This window comes from Methyloversatilis sp. (genome assembly GCF_051861465.1).
Classification (GTDB): Bacteria; Pseudomonadota; Gammaproteobacteria; order Burkholderiales; family Rhodocyclaceae; genus Methyloversatilis.
The window spans coordinates 132,971-153,198 of the sequence record NZ_JBHYCQ010000002.1 but is presented as its reverse complement, the minus strand read 5'-3'; the positions used below and the strand labels follow the sequence as shown (position 1 = coordinate 153,198).

The following is a 20,228-nucleotide window of genomic DNA, read 5'->3' as shown; positions in this document are numbered from 1 at the left end:
ATCCGCAGCATGACTGCCCACGCCGAAACCGCCGTTGCGGACACCGCCCTTGCCGACGCGCTGCGCCAGCGCGCCCGCGTCGTTCCCGAAAACTGGACAGTCGAGGTGTGCGCCGCGTGCACCAGCACCAACAGCGTGCTGCTCGACCAGACCGGACGCGACACGCGCCTGCTGTTCGCGCTCGAACAGACCGCCGGCCGCGGGCGGCGCGGTCGCGCATGGACCGCCCGCCCGGGCGACAGCCTCACCTTTTCGCTGCGCCACCGCTTTGCCCTGCGTGCCGACGCGCTGTCCGGACTGAGTCTGGCGGTCGGCGTCGCACTCGCCGATGCACTGTTCGCGCGCGGCGTCACCGACATCGCGCTCAAGTGGCCGAACGACCTGATGCGGGCCGACCGGAAGCTGGGCGGCGTGCTGATCGAACTGTCATCGCCGCCGGCCGGCGACACGACCGCCGTCATCGGCGTCGGACTCAATCTCGCGCTGCCGCCGGCAGGCGACTACGCCCATGCACCGGCGGCGCTCCTCCCGGATGCGCCCGGCCGCGAAGTCTGGCTGGACGTCGCGGCCGCCCTGGCCGACGCGCTGGCGCGCCTGCTGCCGCAGTTCGCGGCGCACGGTTTCGCACCTTTCGTGGATCGCTGGAACCACTACAACCTGCATGCCGGCCGCGCGGTCACCGTGTCGGGCGATAGCGCGCAGCTCAGCGGATGGTGCCTCGGCGCCGACCACGACGGCGCGCTGCGGCTCGACTGCGAAGGCCGGATCGAGCGAGTGCTCGCAGGTGACGTATCGCTGCGTGCAGCGCCCTGACATGCAGTTGCTGATCGACGCCGGCAACAGCCGCATCAAGTGGGCCTGGTGCGAGCTCGGCCATCCCGGCGAGGTGTCGGCGTTCGACACGGCGGCGCTCGACATGGCGGCGCTGGCGCATGCCTGGCAGGCGGCAACGTCTGCGCACTACACCTGCGTGGCCGGCGATGTCGTCGATGCCGCCATCCGGCGCGCGCTGCGGCCGGACTGCTTGGCACAGCGCGTGTTCGCCGGGCCGACGGCCTGCGGCATCGTGAACCTGTACGACCAGCCGGCCCAGCTGGGTGCCGACCGCTGGGCCGCGCTGATCGGCGCCCGCGCGCTGCAGTCCGGGCCGCTCGTCGTCGCCACCGCCGGCACTGCCACCACCATCGATGCACTCGACGCCGACGACCGCTTCATCGGCGGCTACATCCTGCCCGGACTGCGGCTGATGCTTGAGTCGCTGGCGCGCCGCACCGCCGGTCTGCCGCACGCCGCCGGTCACGCTGCCGACTGGCCGCGCAACACCGACGATGCCATCCACAATGCGTGCACCGATGCCCAGGCGGCGCTGATCGAACGCGTGCGCGAACAGCTGGGTCAGCAGGCGACCGTGCTGCTGTCCGGCGGCGCGGCGAGCGCGATTGAGCCCCGACTGCGCTGCGCCCACCGGCGGGTGGACGATCTGGTGCTGCACGGGCTGGCATGTCTGGCGGCTGCGGACAACCGCCCGGATGTGATGAAATGCGGATCGGGACGGGACGCCGCGAATGAAGCCCCGGACTGATGGTTCCCGAATGACATGGGCCGAATGACGTTTCCTCCCGACGGCATTCCGCCGCGCTCCGGACATTGACGATGCGTCTCGCGTTCTTCCTGTTGCTGCTGATCAATGTTGCGCTCTACCCCTTCGTGTCCGGCCTGATCGCCGGAAAAGGCGACGGCAGCGAGCCGCTGCGCATGGCCAGCCAGATGAAGCCGGACAGCATCCGCATCCTGCCGTCCGATGCGCCGTCGCCGGCCGCCGAAACCGTGACTGCGCCGGTGTCTGCAAATGCCGTCGTGGCCGGCAGCGAGGCGCCGGCGGTGTGCCGGGCGCTCGACGGGTTGTCGCGCGAACAGGTCGATGCGCTGAACGCACGCATCGGCGCAGAGCAGCTTCTGCTGCAGCTGGCGGAATCCGAACAGACCGAAACCACCGCCTGGTGGGTGCACATTCCCGACATGCAGACGCGCCAGCTTGCCGAACGCAAGCAGGCCGAATTGCGCGCGCTCGGCGTGCGCGAAATGATCGTCATGGCCGATCCGGCCGATCCGCAGAAGCTGGCTGTATCGCTCGGCCTGTTCAAGACCGAGGCGGCGGCGAAGGAATTGCTGGTCACGTTGAACGGGCAGGGCGTGCGCAGCGCGCGCATCGCGCCGCGCGAAGGCCGCGCCGGCCGTTACCGGGTCGAGGTGCGTGGCGCCGGCTCCGATCTGGCCGCCTTGTTCGACAGCTTCCCGGCGCTCGACGAAACAACCCAGCGGACCGACTGCCAATGACCTTCGTGGTCGGGCTGACCGGCGGCATCGGCAGCGGCAAGTCGGCCGTGGCCGAGCTGTTCGTGCAGCGTGGCGCCGCGCTGGTCGACACCGACGCCATTGCACACCAGCTCACCGGGCCGCACGGCGATGCCATCGCGCCGCTGCGTGACGCCTTCGGCGATGCCTTCATCACGCACGACGGCGCGCTCGACCGCGCCCGCATGCGGGCCCATGCGTTTGCCGAACCGACGGCACGGGCCCGGCTCGAAGCCCTGCTGCACCCGCTCATCCGCACCCGCGCACGCGAGGCGGTGGACCGCAGCGCGGCGCCTTACGTCGTGCTGGCGGTACCGTTGCTGATCGAATCCGGCGACTGGAATACCCGCTGCGACCGGGTGCTGGTGGTCGATTGTCCGGTCGAACTGCAGCGCGAACGGGTGCGTGCGCGCAGCGCCCTTCCTGAACAGGAGATCGACCGCATCATCGCCGCGCAGGCGTCGCGCGAAGCCCGCCTTGCGGTGGCCGACGATGTCATCGACAACGCGGGTGCGCGCATGGCGCTCGCACCACAGGTCGATGTGCTCCATGCGCGCTACATGAAGCTCGCAGAACGTGAAAAACCCGCGTCGGCGTTGTGACTCAAGGGGTTTTCCGTCAGAATCATGAGAATTTGCTTGAACAAGTCCCGGACAAGCCCCTGTGATTACATACGAATATCCTCTGAACGAGCGCATCCGCACGCTGTTGCGCCTGGAGGACCTGTTCGAACGCACGCAGCATTTCATGCGTGCCGAGGGCGCGCATGAACATCACGTTGCCCTGGTCAGCCTGTTCGAGATTCTCGAAGTCGCGTCGCGTGCCGACCTGAAGGTCGATCTGGTGCAGGAACTGGAGCGGCAGCGCCAGACGCTGATGTCCTTCCGCAACAACCCCGACATTTCCGAAGAAGCCCTGTCCGGTGCGCTGTACGAGATCGAGCAGGCCAGTGCGGCGCTGCTGTCGATGGCCGGCAAGATCGGCCAGTATCTGCGCGAGAACGACTGGCTGATGAGCATCAAGAGCCGCGCGGCGATTCCGGGCGGACTGTGCGAATTCGACCTGCCGTCGTATCACTACTGGTGTCACCGCGCGCCATCGCTGCGCCAGGCCGACCTCGCCGGCTGGCTGACGCCGATGCTGCCGATCCGCGATGGCCTGACCATCGTGCTGCGCCTGCTGCGCGCCAGCGGCCGACCGGAACGTCATGTTGCAGGCAACGGCGCGTTCCAGCAGATGATGGGCGGCAAGTCGGCCCAGATGCTGCGTCTGCGCGTGTCGATGGAAGAAGCCGTTACACCCGAAATCAGCGCCAACAAGTACGCGCTCAACATCCGCTTCGTGGCGCCCGGCGGTCACGCCCGCCCGCGCGTGACCGAAACCGACGTCGGCTTCGAACTGACTTTCTGCAATCTGTGAGCACTCCGGGCACCGGCGGTCGCATCGTCACCTGTCCGCGCTGCGGCCAGCCCGCCGTCTATGCGCCGTCGAACCCGGCACGGCCGTTCTGCAGCCCGCGCTGCAAGAATTCCGATTTCGTCGCCTGGGCGAACGAGGAGTACCGCGTGCCTGATGCGTCGCCCGAACTGCCGCCGGACGAAGACATTTCGTAAGCTCGGAGACCGGAATCGCCTGCGGGGTCGGCGAACACGGCTCCCGCGAAAACCGCGACGGTGCTGCCCTTCGCAGGAGCGGACCCTGTCCGCGATCCGTACGTTGATCACGCGATGCCGCATTTCGGAGACGGGAATCGCCTGCGGGGCAGGCTCCTACGAAAACCGCGACGGTGTTGGCTTGCGTAGGAGCGGACCCTGTCCGCGATCCGCTCGTCGAGCGAGCGCTGCCGCATCTCGAAGACCGCATCGCCTGCAGGGCAGGCTCCTACGAAAACCGCGACGGTGTTGTCCTTCGCAGGAGCGGACCCCGTCCGCAATCCGCACGTCGACCACGCGACGCCGCGTCAATCCAACCTGAACATCACCGGCAGCAGCAGTTCGCGTGCGCCGCCCGCGTCGATGCGGCCGATCTGGCGTGCGGCGTCGAGCGCCGCGCGATCCAGAATGGCGTGACCGCTGCCGGCCAGCACGGCGGCGTCGATGACCCGGCCCGACGCATCGAGCAGCAGGCGCAGTGTCACTTCCCCTTCCAGTTCCCGCTCGATCGCCTCCGGCGGGTAGAACACATGACGGTTCAGCTTCTGCTGCGCCTGCTCGCGCGCCTCGGTGGTGGCCGTCGTGCTCCGCGGCGCGCGGACGACCGCTGGCGGACGCGGTGCCGGTTCAGCCTGTTCGCTGCGCGTGTCCTTCAGCAGCGGTTCAGCCGGCTCGGGCTCCGCTGCGCGCGGCGCGGCTGCCGCAGGCGCGGTCTGCAGCCGGGCCTGCAATGCCGGCTCCGGCGCGGCGCGCGGCGCTTCGGCCGTGCGTTCGGGCCACAGCAGGAACAGGGCGTGCGTCAGCGCGGACAGTGCAAGTGCGAAATGAAGTTTCAGGCGGGACAAACCGGCGGACGGGATCGTTAGACTGGCGACCTCTATTGTGCCCGACCCACCGGGCTGCCTTGACGGGGACGCACTTGATCCAGACTTTCCGATGTCTTGCCGCGCTGCTGCTGGCGCTCTGCCTGATCCCGCCCGCGTGGGCGCAACTGCCCGATCCGGCGCGTTTCGGTCGCGCGATGGAAATGGGCGACATCCGCTCGGCGACCCGCTGGCTGGACGAAGGCCTGCCGCCGGATTTCGAAGCCGACACCGTGGGCAGCGGCATGATGATCGCCGCCTGGGATGGCAACATCGAACTGATGCAGCTGTTTCTCGAGCGCGGTGCCAACATCGATTACATCAGCCGCATCGGCGAACAGGCGATCGCGCTGGCGGCATGGCGCGGCCATCAGAAGGCGGTCGAATGGCTGATCGAGCGCGGTGCGTCGCTCGACCCGCCGGACAAGACCTGGGGCGCGCTGCACTACGCCGCGTTCGCCGGCCACCGGCGCATCGCCGACCTGCTGATCGCGCGTGGCGCGAAGCTCGACGCGCGCGCACCCAATCTGTCGACGCCGTTGATGATGGCGGTGCGCGAAGGCCATGAAACCATCGTGCGCGCGCTGGTCGAGGCCGGCGCCAGCACGAATGCGGTGTCCGACCGCGGTGAAAATGCGCTGGCCTGGGCGCTGCGTTACAACCGGCTGCGCATCGCCAGGCTGGTCGCGCCCACGGAAGAGGTGGCGGCGGCCGTCAAGGCGCAGCCGGTGCCGGTTGCACCGCCGCCGCAGGCGTCAGTGCCGGCGCCGCCCGACGTGGCCGCCCTGCTGAAGAAGTTGCGCGAGGCCGAGGCGCGTGGACAGCCGACGGCTGCGCTGCGCAAACAGTTCCTCGCCGCGGTGGAGAGCCATCGCAGCACTGCAACCCGGCAGACGGTCAAGGCGGCGCCGTCGGCGCTGGTCATTTCCGCCAAACGGGGCAAGCCTGGCGCCGAGCGCGCCGAGCTGGTATCCGGCGCCGCGACACCGGCGGCGCAGACGCTGGCGGCCGACGCCGGTGCGCTGGACATCCTGCGCGCGATCGAGGCGGCGCAGGCGGCCGGTCAGCCGACCGAGGAACTGCGCAAGCGCTTCAGGGCGGCGGTGGACAAGATCCGGGCGCCGTGAGCGCCGTGACCGCTTCGTGATGTGACAGGAACACCCGGCCGCCGAGCTGCGCCAGCAGGTCGGTGCGTTCGAGCTTGTCCATCACCGGACCCTTCACCTCCGACAGGTGCAGCAGCACGCCCATGTCGCGCAGCCGGTGTGCCACGCTCTCCAGCATTTCGAGCGCGCTGGCATCGATGTCATTCACCGCCGAACACTGCAGCACCACGTGCTTTGCGGCAGGCTGTGCAGCGACCAGCGCGAGCATGCGGTCCTCGACCTGACGCGCATTCATGAAGTTCAGGCCTTCGTCCACCCGCAGCCCGATCAGCGACGGATCGGTTTCGACCCGATGACGGTCCACATTCCGGTAGTGCTCGGTACCCGGCACGCGCCCGACCACCGCCATGTGCGGTCGGCTGGCGTGCCACAGCAGCGTGAGCAGCGTGAGCAGCACGCCGGCGCCGACGCCGGTTTCGACGCCAGCCAGCAAGGTGACGACCAGCGTGGTGACCACGGCCGCGAAATCGGTGCGCGAACTGCGCCAGGTACGGCGCAGCGTGTCGGTGTCGACGAGCGTCATGATGGCCACGACGATGGTCGCCGCCAGCGTGGCCTGCGGCAGGTAGTGCAGCAGTGGCGTCAGCGCCAGCGCGGCCAGCGCGATGCCGACCGCGGTGAAGGCGCCGGCCGCCGGGGTCGCGGCGCCGGCGTCGAAATTCACCACCGAGCGCGAAAAGCCGCCGGTCACCGGGTAGCCGCCGGTGAAGGCGGCCGCGAGATTGGACGCGCCAAGACCGACCAGTTCCTGGTCTGGCTCGATGCGCAGCCGGCGCTTGGCGGCGAAGGTCTGCGCGACCGATACCGACTCGACGAAGCCGATGATGCTGATCAGCAACGCCGGCAGCAGCAGTTGCGACAGCAGCGCGGGGTCGAAGGAGGGCAGGGTCAGCGGCGGCAGTCCGGCCGGGATGTCGCCCACCTTGCGCACGCCGATCTGGTCGAGCCGCAAGGCCCACACCAGCGCCGTGCTGCCGAGCACAGCCACCACCGGCCCGGCCTTGGCGCAGGTGTCGGCCGCGCGTGCGGAGAGGCCGAGCCCGATCAGCAGCGGCTTGAGCCCACGGCGTGTCCAGTACAGGAAGATCAGCACGCCGGCACCCAGTGCCGCGGTGGGCAGGTGGGTGTCGGGCAGATTGGCGATCAGGCCGGGCAGCAGATCGGGCAGCGTGTCGCCGCTGGCCTGTATGCCGAGCAGATGCTTGAGCTGGCTCAGCGCGATCAGCAGCGACGACGCGGTGACGAAGCCGGATACCACCGGGTGACTGAGGAAGCTCGCCAGAAAACCCAGCCGGAGCGCGCCCATGAAGGTGAGCATGACACCGGACACGAAAGCCAGCGTCAGCGCCGCCTGCAGTCGCGCCGCCTCGTCCGCCAGGCCGAGTGAACCGACCGCGGCGGCGGTCATCAGCGACACGACGGCCACCGGCCCGACCGACAGCGCGTGGCTGCTGCCGAAGATCGCGTAGGCGAACAGCGGCGCGATGCTGGCATACAGCCCGACCTGCGGCGGCAGGCCGGCCAGCTGGGCGTAGGCCAGGCTCTGCGGGATCAGCATCAGCGTGACGATGACTGCGGCCAGCAGGTCGGCGCCGAAGGTCGGCCGGTCATAGCGCGGCGCCCAGCCGAGCACCGGCAGCCAGCGCGACCACGCGCCGAACGTCGTGACCGGATGCGTCGGCCGGCTCACAGCACGTCGAGCGGAATCTTGAGGTAACGCGTGCCGTTGTCTTCCGGCTCGGGCAGGTGGCCGGCGCGCATGTTGACCTGCACCGACGGCAGGATCAGCACCGGCATGTCGAGCGTGGCGTCGCGCGCCGTGCGCATGGCGACGAAATCGTCTTCGGCGATGCCGTCATGCACGTGGATGTTGTGTGCGCGCTGTTCAGCCACCGTACTTTCCCACGCGGGAGCGCGGCCGCCCGGTGGGTAGTCGTGGCACATGAACAGCCGCGTCTCCGGCGGCAGGGACAGCAGCCGGCGCACCGAGCGGTACAGCGTGCGTGCGTCGCCGCCGGGGAAGTCGCAGCGTGCGGTGCCGTAGTCGGGCATGAACAGCGTGTCGCCGACGAACACCGCGTCCTCGATCACATAACTCATGCAGGCCGGCGTGTGACCCGGCGTGTGCAGCGCGCGCGCGGTCAGCGAGCCGATGGTGAAGGTGTCGCCGTCGGCGAACAGCCGGTCGAACTGGCGGCCGTCGCGCGCGAAATCGTCGCCGGCGTTGAACAGGCTGCCGAACACCTTCTGCACGGTGACGATGTGGGCACCGATGCCCAGCTGTCCGCCGAGCTGTGCGCGCAGATGCGGCGCAGCCGACAGGTGGTCGGCATGCACATGGGTTTCCAGTATCCATTCGAGCCGGGCGCCCAGTTCGCGCACCCGAGCGATCAGGCGGTCGGCCGACTGGGTCGAGGTGCGACCGGCTTTGGGATCGTAGTCGAGCACGCTGTCGACGATGGCGCACGCCTGCGTGCTGCGGTCGAGCACGAGGTAGCTCACCGTGCTGGTTGCTTCATCGAAGAAGGCTTCGATCTGCATCGAACTGCTGGACATGAATGCTCCCGTGAATCGGATGGGAGCACCATATATCGCCTGCTGCGCCGCGTCAGTAACTGCAGTCACCTTCGTATGCGGCGTCACCCATGAAAAACGGCGGGAGTACCCGCCGTTTTTTTTCCTGCCTGTACTGCCGAGCCGTTCAGCGGTTGGCGATGTACATCGTGATTTCAAAGCCAAAACGCAGATCGGTCGCCTTCGGGGTTTGCCAGTTCATGTCAGTCTCCTTGGTGTGTGCTGCGTACTGCATCAGGTCTTTCGCGCTGCATCGGCGTCTGCCGTGCATGGATTGAATGATGGACGCGGCCGCGTCGGCGCACCTGATGATGCGCACGAAAGAAGGCCCATGATTTCATGATCGCGGCCGATTGACGCTGCCACCGGCCGGCCGCCATACTCCGCGCGCAAAATAACGGACAACCCGAACATGACGCAGGAAAACCTGTTCTGCGCACTGCGCGCAGCCTTCCCGGACGATGTCGATGCAATCGCCATCGAAACCGCCGACACGCCCGACCCGCTGTACTACACCTGGCGCGACCTCGAACGCGGCACGGCCATGCTGGCCAACCTGATCGATTCGCTCGCGCTGCCGCCGGAAAGCCGCATCGCGGTGCAGACCGAAAAGAGCGTCGAGGCGTTGATGCTCTACCTCGCCGTGCTGCGCGCGGGCCATATCTATCTGCCGCTGAACACCGCCTATCAGGCGGGTGAGGTCGAATACTTCATCGGCAACGCGGAACCGGCGGTGGTCGTGTGCACCGAGAAGAACGTCCGATGGGTGAGCGATCTCGCCGCGCGTCTGGGTACGCCGTACGTGTTCACGCTGGAGGACGACCGCAGCGGCAGTCTGCTCGACGCCGCCGCGCCGCACGGCGACCGCCACACGCCGGCGCTGCGCGCCGCCGATGATCTGGCCGCAATCCTGTATACCAGCGGCACGACCGGCCGCAGCAAGGGCGCCATGCTGACGCACGGCAACCTGCTGTCGAATGCCCAGGTGCTGAAGGAGGTGTGGGGCTGGCAAGCGGGCGATGTGCTGCTGCACGCGCTGCCGATCTTCCATGTGCATGGCCTGTTCGTCGCCTCGCACGGCGCGCTGCTCAATGGCAGCCGCATGATCTGGTTCAGCCGGTTCGATCCGCGTGCGGTGACGGCGCGCCTGCCCGAAGCCACGGTCTTCATGGGCGTGCCGACGCTGTACGTGCGTCTGCTGGCCGAACCCGGCTTCACGAAGGATGCCTGCCGCAGCATGCGGCTGTTCATCAGCGGTTCGGCGCCGCTGCTGATCGAAACCTTCCGCGAATTCCGTCAGCGCACCGGTCACACGATACTGGAGCGCTACGGCATGAGCGAAACCGCGATGCTCACGTCCAACCCTTACCGGCCGGAAGACCAGCGCCGCGGTGGCACGGTCGGGCCGGCGCTGCCGGTGGTGAGCCTTCGGGTGCGCGACGACCGTGGGCAATCGCTGCCGGCGGGCGACATCGGCGGCATCGAGGTGCGTGGACCGAACGTGTTCAAGGGCTACTGGCGCATGCCGGAAAAGACCGCCGCCGAATTCACCGCCGATGGCTGGTTCATGACCGGCGACGTCGGCCATCTCAGCGAGGATGGCTATGTGACCATCGTCGGCCGCAGCAAGGACCTGATCATCAGCGGTGGCTACAACGTGTATCCGGCCGAGATCGAAAGCGTCATCAACGACATGCCGGGCGTGGCCGAATCGGCGGTGGTCGGTGTGCCGCACGCGGACTTCGGCGAGGCGGTGGTCGCCATCGTGGTCGCCAAGCAGGGCAGCACGCTCGACGTTGCCGCGATGACGGCACGGCTGAAGGCGCAGATCGCCAACTTCAAGGTGCCCAAGCGGCTGTTCATCGTGTCCGAACTGCCGCGCAACACGATGGGCAAGGTGCAGAAGAACCTGCTGCGCGACGCGCATCGCGCGCTGTTCGCCGGATGAACGAGCCGGTCGCCGTCGATCCGGACCGCTGTCCGCGCTGTGCAGGCCGCTTTACCTGCGGCGCAGCCGGACCGGCGCCCTGCGACTGCTTCACGTTGACGCTCGACCCCGAGCTGCTGGCCGACCTGCGCGAACGCTACGTCGGCTGCCTGTGTCTCGCCTGCCTGCGCGAAATCACGGATGCGCAGACCGATGTGCCGACGTCGGGCCCCGCCTGACGCACTTCGTCAGGGCCTGGGTGCCGCCTCGGGCGTCGCAGCCGGTGCGCCCGCCGGCGGGGTGGCCGGCGCGCTCTTGGGCTGAATGATGGCGCGCACCCGCTTCGACTGGTCGCCGCCCGACGGCACCGCCTTCGCGTCGCTCGAATTGGTGACCGTGTAGTTTTCGCTGATCGAGTTGTATTCGATGTACTGGCCGCGCACCTCGTCGCCGCCGCTCTTCACGTGAGCGCGTACGTAAAAGCGGGTGATTTCGGTTTTGGCGTCGTGCTCGATGCGCTCCGCCTCGCCTTCCATCCACAGGTCCTGACCTTCGCGCTTCTGCCGGAAGCGTGCCAGACCGTTTTCGCCGCCGGTGGCCACGCCCTTCTGGTAGCCGGTCCCATCCTGCGTCACCACGACCTTGTTGGCCTTGATGGTCAGCGTGCCCTGCGTGAACACGACATTGCCTTCGAAGTTGTGGGTTTTCGTGCGGTCGTCCACCGTCACCTTGTCGGCTTCGAGATTGACCGGCTTGTCGCGGTCGGCGCGTTCGGCGCGGGCAGTGGCGGGCAGGCCGGCTGCGAGCAGCAGGGCCAGGGTGGTCAATGCGGCAGTGATCTGACGCGAAATCATGGGCGGCGGGCTCTTTCTATGGTGGCTTTGACGCGCGATTCGAGTACGTACTGTTCCTTGATGCGGTCAGCGACCATGCCTACGCCGGTCGCCACCGACTTGCCCTGCGTCATGCGCACCGGCTGATCGGTGCGCGCGATTTCTTCTTCCGGATACACATACAGCAGCGTGGTCGCCAACGTCATTTCGGCCCGGCCCGGACTGGCTTCGCGCAGCACGCGCACATTGTCGCGCAGGATGGCTTCCTTGCCATCCTTGGTCAGCAGTGCGCGTTCGGAGCTGATGTGGGTCGGCGCCAGATTGCCTTCGTAGCGCAGTGTCGGGTGGTCGAGTTCGGCCGAGTCGTCGTCCGGGTAGTGACGCATCTGACGGGCGGTCAGTGTGTGCTGTATCGCGCCGGTCTCGTCGTAGCGGTACAGCGTGAAGTTGTCGATGATCACATCGGGGTCGTGACGCAGGCTGCCGCTCGACGGCTTGTCGTCGATGCGCGTCGTCCGCTCCAGCCAGATCGTCATGCCGGCGAGCGCGATCAGGATGAGCAGCGGCAGTGCCTGCTGGATGCGTCGGTTCAACGCAGGCAGTCCTGCAGCAGCACGTCGAGCGCGCCGCGTGCGTCGAGCAGGTATTCGCACACCTCGCGCACCGCGCCGCGGCCGCCGTCGGCTTCGGCGATCCAGCGCGCGTGCTGGCGCACGAAGAAGTGGGCGTTGGCCGGCGCCGCCGAAAAGCCGCAGGCGCGCATCACCGGCAGGTCGACGATGTCATCGCCCATGTAGCCGCAGTGTTCCAGCGCAATGCCGCGTTCGGCCGCCAGTTCGCGCATCGCGTCGCGTTTGTTCTCGACGCCGAGCAGCGCGGTGGTGATGCCGAGATTGGCCGCGCGGTGGCGTACCGCCGCCGACGAGCGGCCGGAAATGATGACGATTTCGACGCCGGCGCCGGCCAGCATCTTCAGACCGTGTCCGTCCAGCGTATTGAAGCCCTTCATCAGGTCGCCGTCCGGGCCGAACCAGATCGTGCCGTTGGTCATGACGCCGTCGACATCGAAACCCATCAGGCGGACCTTGCCCGCCACCTCGCGCATTGCGTTGCCGTCCATGTTCAGATCACCTTGGCCAGCATCAGGTCGTGCATCGTCAGCGCGCCGGCCAGTGCGCCGTGTTCGTCGGTCACCAGCAACTGGTTCACCCGGTTGCGTTCCATCACCTCGGCCGCTTCGGCGGCCAGCTTCGCCTCGCTGATCGAGCGCGGCTGACGGCTCATCACGTCGGCCACCGGCACCGTGCGTACGTCGCCCAGGCGGTCGATGGCGCGCCGCAGGTCGCCGTCGGTGAACACCCCGGCCACGCCGCCGGCCGCATCCAGCACCACGGTCATGCCCATGCCCCCACGCGTCACCTGCAGCAGCGCCTCGGTCACCGTGCTGTCGACCGCCACCGTCGGCACGTCGGCGCGCGCGCGCATCACATCGCGCACATGGGTCAGCAGGCGCCGGCCGAGCGCGCCGCCCGGGTGGCTGCGTGCGAAGTCGTCCTCGCGGAAGCCGCGGGCGTCGAGCAGCGCGACCGCCAGCGCATCCCCGAGCGCGAGCGCGCAGGTGGTGCTGGCGGTCGGGGCAAGATTCAGCGAGCAGGCTTCCATCGCGACGCCGGCGTCCAGATGCACGTCGGCCAGCCGGGCCAGCGTCGAATCCGGCTTGCCGGTCATTGCGATCGTGCGGCCGCCCTGCCGGCGCACCAGCGGCACCACCGCCAGCAGTTCGGCGGTTTCACCTGAATTGGACAGCGCGATCAGCACATCGTCGCGATGGATCATGCCCAGGTCGCCGTGCAGCGCTTCGGCAGCATGGACGAAATAGGCCGGCGTGCCGGTGCTGGCCATCGTCGCGGCGATCTTGCGCGCAATGTGGCCGGACTTGCCCAGACCGCTGACGATGACTCGGCCGGTGCTGTCGAGCACCAGCCGCACCGCAGCGGCGAAGTCTTCGCCCAGGCGATCGGCAAGTGCGTCGAGCGCGCGGGCTTCGATATCGAGCACGCGACGGGCTGCGGCGACGATGTCTTCGGTGACGGGCGGGGGACTGTGTGTCATGCGTCTGGCGGGGGAAGGCCCGGTTGATCCGGCAGGTGCCCGCAGCGCGGGCGTTCGAGTGGATCGGTTATGATCGACGCGGATTATAACAACCTGCCCACGGCAGGCGGCCGGCCATCCGCTCATGGCCCTGCCGCCCCTTCTTGCCCACCATGTCCGCACTCGAGCTGGTCCTGCTGTTGCTCGCCGCTTCGGTGCTGGTGGTCGGTCTTTTCCGCAGCGTCGGCCTGCCGCCCATTCTCGGTTACCTGCTGGTCGGTGCGCTGGCCGGCCCGCACGCGCTGGCGTTCATTCCCGATACCGAGGAGGCGCGCCAGTTCGCCGAATATGGCATCGTGTTCCTGATGTTTTCGATCGGGCTCGAGTTCTCGCTGCCCAAGCTGTTTTCGATGAAGCGCGTGGTGTTCGGCCTGGGCGGCACGCAGGTCGCGTTGTCGGTGGCCGGCGTCATCACCTTCGCCTGGCTGTTCGGACTGAGCATCAAGGGCGCGATCGCCGTCGGTGCAGCCATCGCCATGTCGTCCACCGCGGTGCTGATCAAGCTGCTGGTCGAGCGGCTGGAACTCGATTCCGCGCACGGCCGGCAGGTGATCGGCGTGCTGCTGTTCCAGGATCTGGCGGTCGTGCCCTTCCTGGTGGTGATTCCGGTGCTGTCGCTGGGCGCCGAGGAAAGCATGGAAGCGCTGGCGCTGGCCGGCGTGAAGGCGGCCGTTGCGCTCACCCTCATCCTGTATCTGGGGCCACGCCTGATGCAGCGCTGGTTCTTCGTCGTGGCGCAGCGCAAGTCACCCGAACTGTTCATGCTCAATGTGCTGCTGGTGACGCTGGGCATGGCGTTCGCGACCGAGCACGCAGGGCTGTCGCTGGCGCTTGGCGCCTTCCTGGCCGGCATGCTGATTTCGGAAACCCAGTACCGCTATCAGGTGGAAGAAGACATCAAGCCGTTCCGCGACGTGCTGCTCGGCCTGTTCTTCGTCACCATCGGCATGAAGCTCAATCTGGCCCTGGTGCTGTCCGAGCTGTTCTTCGTGCTGGTGACGGTGCTGTTCATCCTGATCGGCAAGTTCGTGGTCGCTGCGTCGGCGTCGCGCTTCTTCGGCTCGTCGCCCGGTACGTCGCTGCGCGTCGGTCTTTGGCTGTGCGCGGGCGGCGAATTCGGCTTCGTGCTGATGGCGCTGGCCGATGCCGCCAACCTGCTGCCCGACCGCATCCTGCAGATCGTGCTCGCCTCGCTGCTGCTCAGCCTGCTGACCGCACCCATCCTCGCGCACTACGCCGACCGCATCGTGCTGCGGCTGGTGCCGTCGGAATGGCTGATGCGCTCGATGCAGCTGACGTCGATCGCGGCGCAGTCGCTGGCGACCGACGGTCACGCCATCGTCTGCGGCTACGGCCGCAACGGTCAGTATCTGGGGCGCTTCCTGGAAAACGAGGGCATTTCGTTCATCGCGCTCGACCTCGACCCGGAGCGGGTGCGCGAGGCGGCGGCGGCTGGTGAAACGGTGGTGTTCGGCGACGCCGGCAAGCGCGAAACGCTGATCGCGGCCGGGCTGACGCGGGCGTCCATCGTCGTCATCACGTTTGTCGACACCGAGGCGGCGCTGCGCGTGATCCATCTGGTCAATGAGCTGCATCCGGAAGTGCCCGTGGTCGTGCGCACCTTCGACGAGCGCGACTACGACAAGCTGTCGGCCGCCGGTGCCACCGAAGTGGTGCCGGAATCGCTCGAATCGTCACTGATGCTGGCCACTCACGCGCTGGTGCTGCTGGGCATTCCGCTGCATCGCGTGCTCAAGCGCATCCGCCAGTTCCGCGGCGACCGCTATCACCTGCTGCGCGGGCTGTACCGCGGGGCCGAACATCTGGCGGAAGAGGCGGCGACCGATCAGCAGCACACGCGCCTGCATTCGGTGCCGCTGGCACCGGGCGCCTGGGCCATCGGACACCGCATCGATGAATTCCACTTCAACGACATCCGCGTCGAGGTCAGTGCGATCCGCCGGCGCGGCATCCGGGCGCTGGAGCCCAGTTCCGACCTGGCGTTCGAAAGCGGCGATGTGGTGGTGCTGCTGGGCGCGCCGGCCGAACTGGCTCAGGCCGAATCGCGCCTGCTCAAGGGCTGAGCGGCCATTCCTGCGAACCCGACGTCAGAACGCCACGCACACCGTGTAGCGATCAGCCGCGGTTTCGGCCGCGGCGTCGATGTTGGAGGCGGTCGATGTGGCCGACGGCGTGCCATTGACGTCGATCATCGCGCGCACGTTGCCGGTGTTGGTGACGCCGTCGTCCATGGTCGAATCGACCTGACGCGCGAGGCGGGCCGTGATGCCGGACGAACAGATGAAGAAGGCGCCGGTCATCGGCCGCGAATCCGGAGCGCTGCCGGTGGCCGGCGTGATCGGCGAGGTGCTGGTGATGCCGATGGTGCCGTTGTCGGCATTGCGCGGCAGGTAGGCCGGGTCGCTTTCGACGGTCGGGCCGGTCAGCAGGTTGGCCAGCCGCAGGTGCTGCCATACCAGACGCGACTCGTCGGTCGCGGTGGTCGAGTTCCAGTTGCCGCCGATGCGGCCATTACCTTGGGTTTCCGGCGTGCCTGGCGTGGTCGCCAGCGTGCCCGCGACGTGCTGCACCACGGCCGGATCGTCGCCCGGCATGAAGCGGAAGCGGTCCTGGTAGGCGTACACGGCGGTCGACATCGTGCGGAAGTCATTCACCAGACTTTTCGCCTTGGCGCTGTTGATCAGTTCCTGCCCCTTGAGCACGCCGCCCAGCAACAGACCGATAATGACGAGCACGATGGCGATTTCGACCAGCGTGAACCCTTGTTGATTGGCTTTCATGTGAATCCTCCGTATGCGTCCCGACGATGCAGATTCCGTGCCCGAACGGACGATACCGGGAGTGTTTCCTTGATTCCGCTGATTTGGAAACGTTTTTTTTCATTGGCGAGGGTGAACGACCGTTCACAACCCGGCTGTTCCGGTGTGAAAGGCACGCAACCTGACCGGATCCGGACAGTTCTGTCACGATCCGGTCACCTTTCGCGGGGCTGCGTCCTGGCCGATGAAAGCAGGGCGACACCGTGATGCGACGCCCTGCCGTTCCGCGCCGCATGCGCGTCATGTGGCTGACGCGCGCCCAGCCCTGGCTGTTGCTGGGCGTGCTGGTCAGCCTGCATCTGCTGCTGTGGCTGGACGACGACCTGCTGTTCGGTCGCGCGCTGCTGCTGCCCCACCTCGGCCTGCTGCTGCTGTGGCAGCCCCTGCTGCGCGCGCAGTCGCGCATCGAATGGCCGGTGCTGGCGGCGCTGTGCGCGCTGGTCGGCGTGTTCCTGTGGTTCTACGGGCCGCTGGCCCTCAGCCTGTGGCTGCTGCTGCTGGCCGGTCTGGTCGGCGGCAAGGTGTTCTTTTCGCGCTCGCGCGGCCCGCGCATCTACTACCTCGGCGCACTGGCCTACCTGATCACGGCGCTGCTGACCATCGCACTGCCGCGGGCGTTGCCGCCCGGCCTGCCGGTGCCGTCCGGCATCGATGCGCTCGGCCTGCAACTGGCGCCGCTGGCACTCACCGTCATGCTGCTGGTGCCCGGTCGCGAGCGGGTCGACCGCGACCGCGAAGTGCTCGACTTCGTGTCCGGCACCTTCGTGCTGTTGCTGCTCGCGGTACTCGTGCTGGGCACGCTGGCAGCGATGCAGCTGGCCGGCGTCGACTACCTGCGCGCGCTGCTCGCCACGCTGGGCGTGCTGGCCACCGCATTGATGGTGATGGGCTGGGCGTGGAATCCGCGCGCCGGTTTCGGCGGCGTCAGCGTCGCCTTCACCCGCTACGTGCTGTCGCTGGCACTGCCCTATGAGCGCTGGCTGGAAAGTCTGGCGTCGCTGTCGCAGGAAGAAAGCCGGCCGGAGGAATTCGTCGCCCGCGCCGCGAACCGCCTGCTCGCCCTGCCGCTGATCAGCGGCGGAGAGTGGACGACTCGCGGTGGCGAGTGGCGCACCCGCAGCGGTGCGAACGCCGCGCCACCGCGTCGCTTCGGCGAGGTTGCCGCGCACCGGCAGGACTTCGAACACCCGCTGCTCGACCTGACGCTCTATACCGCGCGCCCGCTGTCCGGTGGTCTGCTGTGGCATTTCAACCTGCTGGTGCAACTGCTCGGCCAGTTCTACCAGGCCCAGCTGCGCACCGAAGAACTGCGCCGCCTGTCCTATCTGTCGGCCATCCACGACACCGGCGCGCGGCTGACGCACGACGTGAAGAATCTGCTGCAGTCGCTCAACACCCTGTGTTTCGCCGCCCGCGAAGCCACGGATCCGGACAGCGCCGCCCGCGCCAACGCACTGCTGGCGCGCCAGTTGCCGGTCATCAGCGCACGCCTCGAAGCCACGCTCGACAAGCTGCGCCGCCCGCAGCCCGTGGATGGCGAATGGACGCCGGCTCCCGAATGGCTGCAGGCCACCGCGGCCCATTTCGCCGAGCAGGGCGTGACGGTCGAAGGCATGACCGAACCCGACCAGGTGTTGCCCGGCGCGCTGTACACGACCGTGGCGGAAAACCTGGTCGGCAACGCGCTGCAGAAGCGGCTGGCCGAACCGGGCATCGCCATCGTGCTGCGCCTGGGCGGTGACCGGCTGTCGGTCGAAGACAGCGGCAGCGCCATCGCCGACGATCTGGCCGGAAACCTGCTGCAGGCACCGGTCGCCTCCGCCAGCGGTCTGGGTGTCGGGCTGTACCAGTCGGCACTGCTGGCCCGCGCCAGCGGCTTCCGCCTGCAGCTCGATCACAACCGCGAAGGCTGCGTCCGCTTCGTGCTGGCGCCCGAGCCCACGCGCTGACCCGCCATGCAGCACCGGCCGTGGGACGGCTCCTGTGAAAACCGCGACGGCTTCATGACGGGTGCTGTCGTTCGTAGGAGCGGACCCCGTCCGCGATCCGCACGTCGATCACGCGACATCGCGTGTTCGGAGACCGGGATCGCCCGCGGAGCTGGCTGGCCATGCAGGGCCAGCCGTGGGACGGCGCCTACGAAAACCGCGATGGCTTCATCACGGGTGTTGTCGTTCGTAGGAGCGGACCCCGTCCGCGATTGGTACGTTGATCAAGCGATGTCGCCATTTGGGAGACGGGCATCGCGTGCAGGGCACGCTCCTGCGAAAACCGAGATGGCTTTAATACTTGCGACGTTTTTCGTAGGAGCGGACCCTGTCCGCGATAGGCGGTGAATTCGGTGCTGGCCTACTTCGCGGTGCTGGCCTACTTCGCCTCGGCGAAGCCTTTCGCCAGCGCTTCCATGCGCGACCGGTTCACGCCGAAATCCGAATGACCCGTCCGCGCGCCGGAGCGGTAGTGGATGACCGACGCTCCGGCGTCGATCGCGAACTCTGCGGCGTCGACAAAGCGGAAGATGCGCGAGCGGAATTCGGCGGCGATGAAGCCGGGCTCTTCGCGGGTGATGGTGGCGCGCGGCTGGGCGAGGATGACCTGCTTCAGACGCGCCTGCGCGGCGGCGGCGTCGCCGCTGAAGGGGATTGGCGCCATCTTCGCCGCACTCGCAGACTGGGTCGACACGCAGTTCGGCGAGTCGGGGCAGGGCGTCAGCACGCGCGGGGCGGTATCGGCCGCCATGGCGGTGGAGGCGCAGGCAGCGAGTGCCAGCGCAGTGTCGCGGGTTTTCATGGTGTGCTCCTTGAGCCAGGTCAGTACGTCGGCGGCATTGCGATCGGGCGGAAAAACCGGGTAGAACACCTTGACGATGCGTGCGTCGTCGGTGATCAGCGTGAGCCGTCGGTACAGCTCCAGCCCGGCCGCGGTGAAGGTGGGCAGGCGCAGTGCGGTCTTGAGCTGCAGGCCGTCGTCGCTCAGCAGCGGAAAGGGCAGCAGCAGGCGCGCCGCCGCTTCCTGCTGGTAGGGGCCGCTCTGGCTGCTCAGCCCGAACACGCCGGCGCCCAGTGCAGCCAGTTCGGCATGGTGGTCGCGGAAGGCGCACGACTGCGGTGTGCAGCCGCGTGCGCCGGGTATCGCGTCCCAGCCGTCGGGCAGCGGCGAATCCGGCCGGCCGGTCATCGGATAGACATAGATCACCCGCAGGCCGCGCAGCGCCGCAAGATCGATCGTGCCGCCGTCGGTGCGCGGCAGCGCCAGCGCGGGCAGATGCATCCCTTCGAGGTGGGCGGCTGCCCCGTCGTCGAGCGGCACCGGCAGGTCGTCGGGCAGGGTGGTCAGTGATGTCGCCATATCTATATGCAGTGCATGCTTCGCGTGCTTGCCCCGAGCACCTACCAGGTGAGCGTGCGCGTGTTGTCGCGGAACAGCGCTTCGCCGACCCGCTCCGGGTCGTCGAGCTGCATGCCCTGCATCAGATTGGCTTCGGTCACGCCGTAGTGGCGCATGCACACGCGGCACACCAGTACCACGGCCCCCTTGCCCATCAGGTCCCGCAGCAGCTTCTGCTGCGGAATGAAATTGCGCAGGTTGGCGCTGCTGCCCATGCGCACCGCCTGATCGTTCAGCAGCACGGTCAGCGTATGGCCGCGCTCCAGCTGCTCTTTCGCGAAGGTCAGCCCGGTTTCAGAGCGCTGCGAATTGTCGGTGGTCAGGTTGAGGAACAGCGACGGGCGATCCGCCGCCTGCGCCGCGGCGCAGACGAAGAATGCGAAAAAGGCGGTCAGGACGGACCTGAGTGACATGCGGTTTTCCTTCCGGGGCGTTGCAGACAAGGGGATGACGCGGACGACATGATGGCACGTCGGTGTG

The 20,228-nt window shown here is 67.9% G+C and carries 22 protein-coding genes; 11 read left to right on the top strand and 11 right to left on the bottom strand.

The annotated features are described in order from the left end of the window. Window positions 1-9: 9 nt before the first annotated feature. The 6 genes from ACTIFF_RS03065 (at window position 10) to ACTIFF_RS03040 (ending at window position 3,968) form a co-directional block, all read left to right on the top strand. Complete coding sequence (locus tag ACTIFF_RS03065; protein ID WP_439535494.1) at window positions 10-813, top strand: biotin--[acetyl-CoA-carboxylase] ligase; 804 nt, start codon at window positions 10-12, stop codon at window positions 811-813. Beyond that, on the top strand, window positions 800-1,582 hold the full coding sequence (locus ACTIFF_RS03060) for a type III pantothenate kinase (RefSeq protein WP_439535493.1): 783 nt from the start codon (window positions 800-802) through the stop codon (window positions 1,580-1,582). The genes ACTIFF_RS03065 and ACTIFF_RS03060 overlap by 14 nt, the downstream gene beginning before the upstream one ends. A 71-nt stretch (window positions 1,583-1,653) precedes the next feature. After that, entirely contained in the window at window positions 1,654-2,337 is a 684-nt protein-coding gene (locus ACTIFF_RS03055; RefSeq protein WP_439535492.1) for an SPOR domain-containing protein, read from the top strand. Beyond that, the gene (coaE, locus tag ACTIFF_RS03050) at window positions 2,334-2,957 is read left to right on the top strand and encodes a dephospho-CoA kinase (protein WP_439535491.1); all 624 of its coding nucleotides are present in this window, start codon (window positions 2,334-2,336) and stop codon (window positions 2,955-2,957) included. Before ACTIFF_RS03055 ends, coaE begins: the two co-directional genes overlap by 4 nt. 61 nt (window positions 2,958-3,018) lie before the next feature. Then, window positions 3,019-3,774, top strand: a complete 756-nt coding sequence (gene zapD, locus ACTIFF_RS03045; protein ID WP_439535490.1) for a cell division protein ZapD — start codon at window positions 3,019-3,021, stop codon at window positions 3,772-3,774. Window positions 3,775-3,797: 23 nt separating this feature from the next. Further along, window positions 3,798-3,968, top strand: a complete 171-nt coding sequence (locus tag ACTIFF_RS03040; RefSeq protein ID WP_069040461.1) for a DNA gyrase inhibitor YacG — start codon at window positions 3,798-3,800, stop codon at window positions 3,966-3,968. Between the two features lie 347 nt (window positions 3,969-4,315). Here ACTIFF_RS03040 and ACTIFF_RS03035 read toward each other — a convergent pair whose 3' ends face one another. Then, window positions 4,316-4,852: an energy transducer TonB gene (locus ACTIFF_RS03035; protein WP_439535489.1), complete on the bottom strand. Its 537-nt coding sequence runs from the start codon at window positions 4,850-4,852 to the stop codon at window positions 4,316-4,318. 74 nt (window positions 4,853-4,926) lie between these two features. Between ACTIFF_RS03035 and ACTIFF_RS03030 the strand changes: the two genes are divergently transcribed. Continuing rightward, entirely contained in the window at window positions 4,927-5,997 is a 1,071-nt protein-coding gene (locus tag ACTIFF_RS03030) for an ankyrin repeat domain-containing protein (RefSeq protein WP_439535488.1), read from the top strand. Here the strand turns inward: ACTIFF_RS03030 and ACTIFF_RS03025 are convergent. From ACTIFF_RS03025 to pqqA, 3 genes are all read right to left on the bottom strand, one after another. Further along, complete coding sequence (locus tag ACTIFF_RS03025; protein ID WP_439535487.1) at window positions 5,963-7,726, bottom strand: SulP family inorganic anion transporter; 1,764 nt, start codon at window positions 7,724-7,726, stop codon at window positions 5,963-5,965. The genes ACTIFF_RS03030 and ACTIFF_RS03025 overlap by 35 nt on opposite strands. After that, window positions 7,723-8,592, bottom strand: coding sequence for an MBL fold metallo-hydrolase (locus tag ACTIFF_RS03020; RefSeq protein WP_439535486.1), 870 nt, complete (start codon window positions 8,590-8,592; stop codon window positions 7,723-7,725). Before ACTIFF_RS03020 ends, ACTIFF_RS03025 begins: the two co-directional genes overlap by 4 nt. A 145-nt stretch (window positions 8,593-8,737) precedes the next feature. After that, window positions 8,738-8,812 (bottom strand): pyrroloquinoline quinone precursor peptide PqqA, encoded by a 75-nt coding sequence (pqqA, locus tag ACTIFF_RS03015; protein ID WP_083224124.1) that lies wholly within the window; start codon window positions 8,810-8,812, stop codon window positions 8,738-8,740. A gap of 210 nt (window positions 8,813-9,022) precedes the next feature. Here pqqA and ACTIFF_RS03010 point away from each other — a divergent pair, with 210 nt between their 5' ends. Both ACTIFF_RS03010 and ACTIFF_RS03005 read left to right on the top strand, forming a co-directional pair. After that, a complete protein-coding gene (locus ACTIFF_RS03010; RefSeq protein WP_439535485.1) occupies window positions 9,023-10,558 on the top strand; it encodes a malonate--CoA ligase in 1,536 nt (511 codons plus the stop codon). Continuing rightward, window positions 10,555-10,776 carry a cysteine-rich CWC family protein gene (locus ACTIFF_RS03005; protein ID WP_439535484.1) on the top strand — a complete coding sequence of 74 codons (222 nt, stop codon included), beginning with the start codon at window positions 10,555-10,557 and terminating at the stop codon, window positions 10,774-10,776. Before ACTIFF_RS03010 ends, ACTIFF_RS03005 begins: the two co-directional genes overlap by 4 nt. Window positions 10,777-10,785: 9 nt before the next feature. Here the strand turns inward: ACTIFF_RS03005 and lptA are convergent, their stop codons facing one another. From lptA to ACTIFF_RS02985, 4 genes are read right to left on the bottom strand one after another with little or no spacing between them, the layout of a single operon-like run. Continuing rightward, window positions 10,786-11,391 carry a lipopolysaccharide transport periplasmic protein LptA gene (gene lptA, locus ACTIFF_RS03000; RefSeq protein WP_439535483.1) on the bottom strand — a complete coding sequence of 202 codons (606 nt, stop codon included), beginning with the start codon at window positions 11,389-11,391 and terminating at the stop codon, window positions 10,786-10,788. Next, a complete protein-coding gene (gene lptC / locus ACTIFF_RS02995) occupies window positions 11,388-11,963 on the bottom strand; it encodes an LPS export ABC transporter periplasmic protein LptC (protein WP_439535482.1) in 576 nt (191 codons plus the stop codon). Before lptC ends, lptA begins: the two co-directional genes overlap by 4 nt. Next, window positions 11,960-12,490: a KdsC family phosphatase gene (locus ACTIFF_RS02990; RefSeq protein ID WP_439535481.1), complete on the bottom strand. Its 531-nt coding sequence runs from the start codon at window positions 12,488-12,490 to the stop codon at window positions 11,960-11,962. Before ACTIFF_RS02990 ends, lptC begins: the two co-directional genes overlap by 4 nt. 2 nt (window positions 12,491-12,492) lie before the next feature. After that, entirely contained in the window at window positions 12,493-13,482 is a 990-nt protein-coding gene (locus ACTIFF_RS02985; RefSeq protein ID WP_439535480.1) for a KpsF/GutQ family sugar-phosphate isomerase, read from the bottom strand. Between the two features lie 152 nt (window positions 13,483-13,634). Here ACTIFF_RS02985 and ACTIFF_RS02980 point away from each other — a divergent pair, with 152 nt between their 5' ends. Further along, window positions 13,635-15,605 (top strand): cation:proton antiporter domain-containing protein, encoded by a 1,971-nt coding sequence (locus ACTIFF_RS02980; protein WP_439535479.1) that lies wholly within the window; start codon window positions 13,635-13,637, stop codon window positions 15,603-15,605. Between the two features lie 24 nt (window positions 15,606-15,629). Here the strand turns inward: ACTIFF_RS02980 and ACTIFF_RS02975 are convergent, their stop codons facing one another. Continuing rightward, the gene (locus tag ACTIFF_RS02975; RefSeq protein WP_439535478.1) at window positions 15,630-16,322 is read right to left on the bottom strand and encodes a prepilin-type N-terminal cleavage/methylation domain-containing protein; all 693 of its coding nucleotides are present in this window, start codon (window positions 16,320-16,322) and stop codon (window positions 15,630-15,632) included. A gap of 245 nt (window positions 16,323-16,567) precedes the next feature. Here ACTIFF_RS02975 and ACTIFF_RS02970 point away from each other — a divergent pair, with 245 nt between their 5' ends. Further along, window positions 16,568-18,310 (top strand): ATP-binding protein, encoded by a 1,743-nt coding sequence (locus ACTIFF_RS02970; protein ID WP_439535477.1) that lies wholly within the window; start codon window positions 16,568-16,570, stop codon window positions 18,308-18,310. Between the two features lie 418 nt (window positions 18,311-18,728). Here the strand turns inward: ACTIFF_RS02970 and ACTIFF_RS02965 are convergent, their stop codons facing one another. Continuing rightward, a complete protein-coding gene (locus ACTIFF_RS02965; protein ID WP_439535476.1) occupies window positions 18,729-19,709 on the bottom strand; it encodes a DUF1499 domain-containing protein in 981 nt (326 codons plus the stop codon). A 41-nt stretch (window positions 19,710-19,750) separates the two neighbouring features. Then, window positions 19,751-20,161 (bottom strand): DsrE family protein, encoded by a 411-nt coding sequence (locus ACTIFF_RS02960; RefSeq protein WP_439535475.1) that lies wholly within the window; start codon window positions 20,159-20,161, stop codon window positions 19,751-19,753. Window positions 20,162-20,228 lie beyond the last annotated feature (67 nt).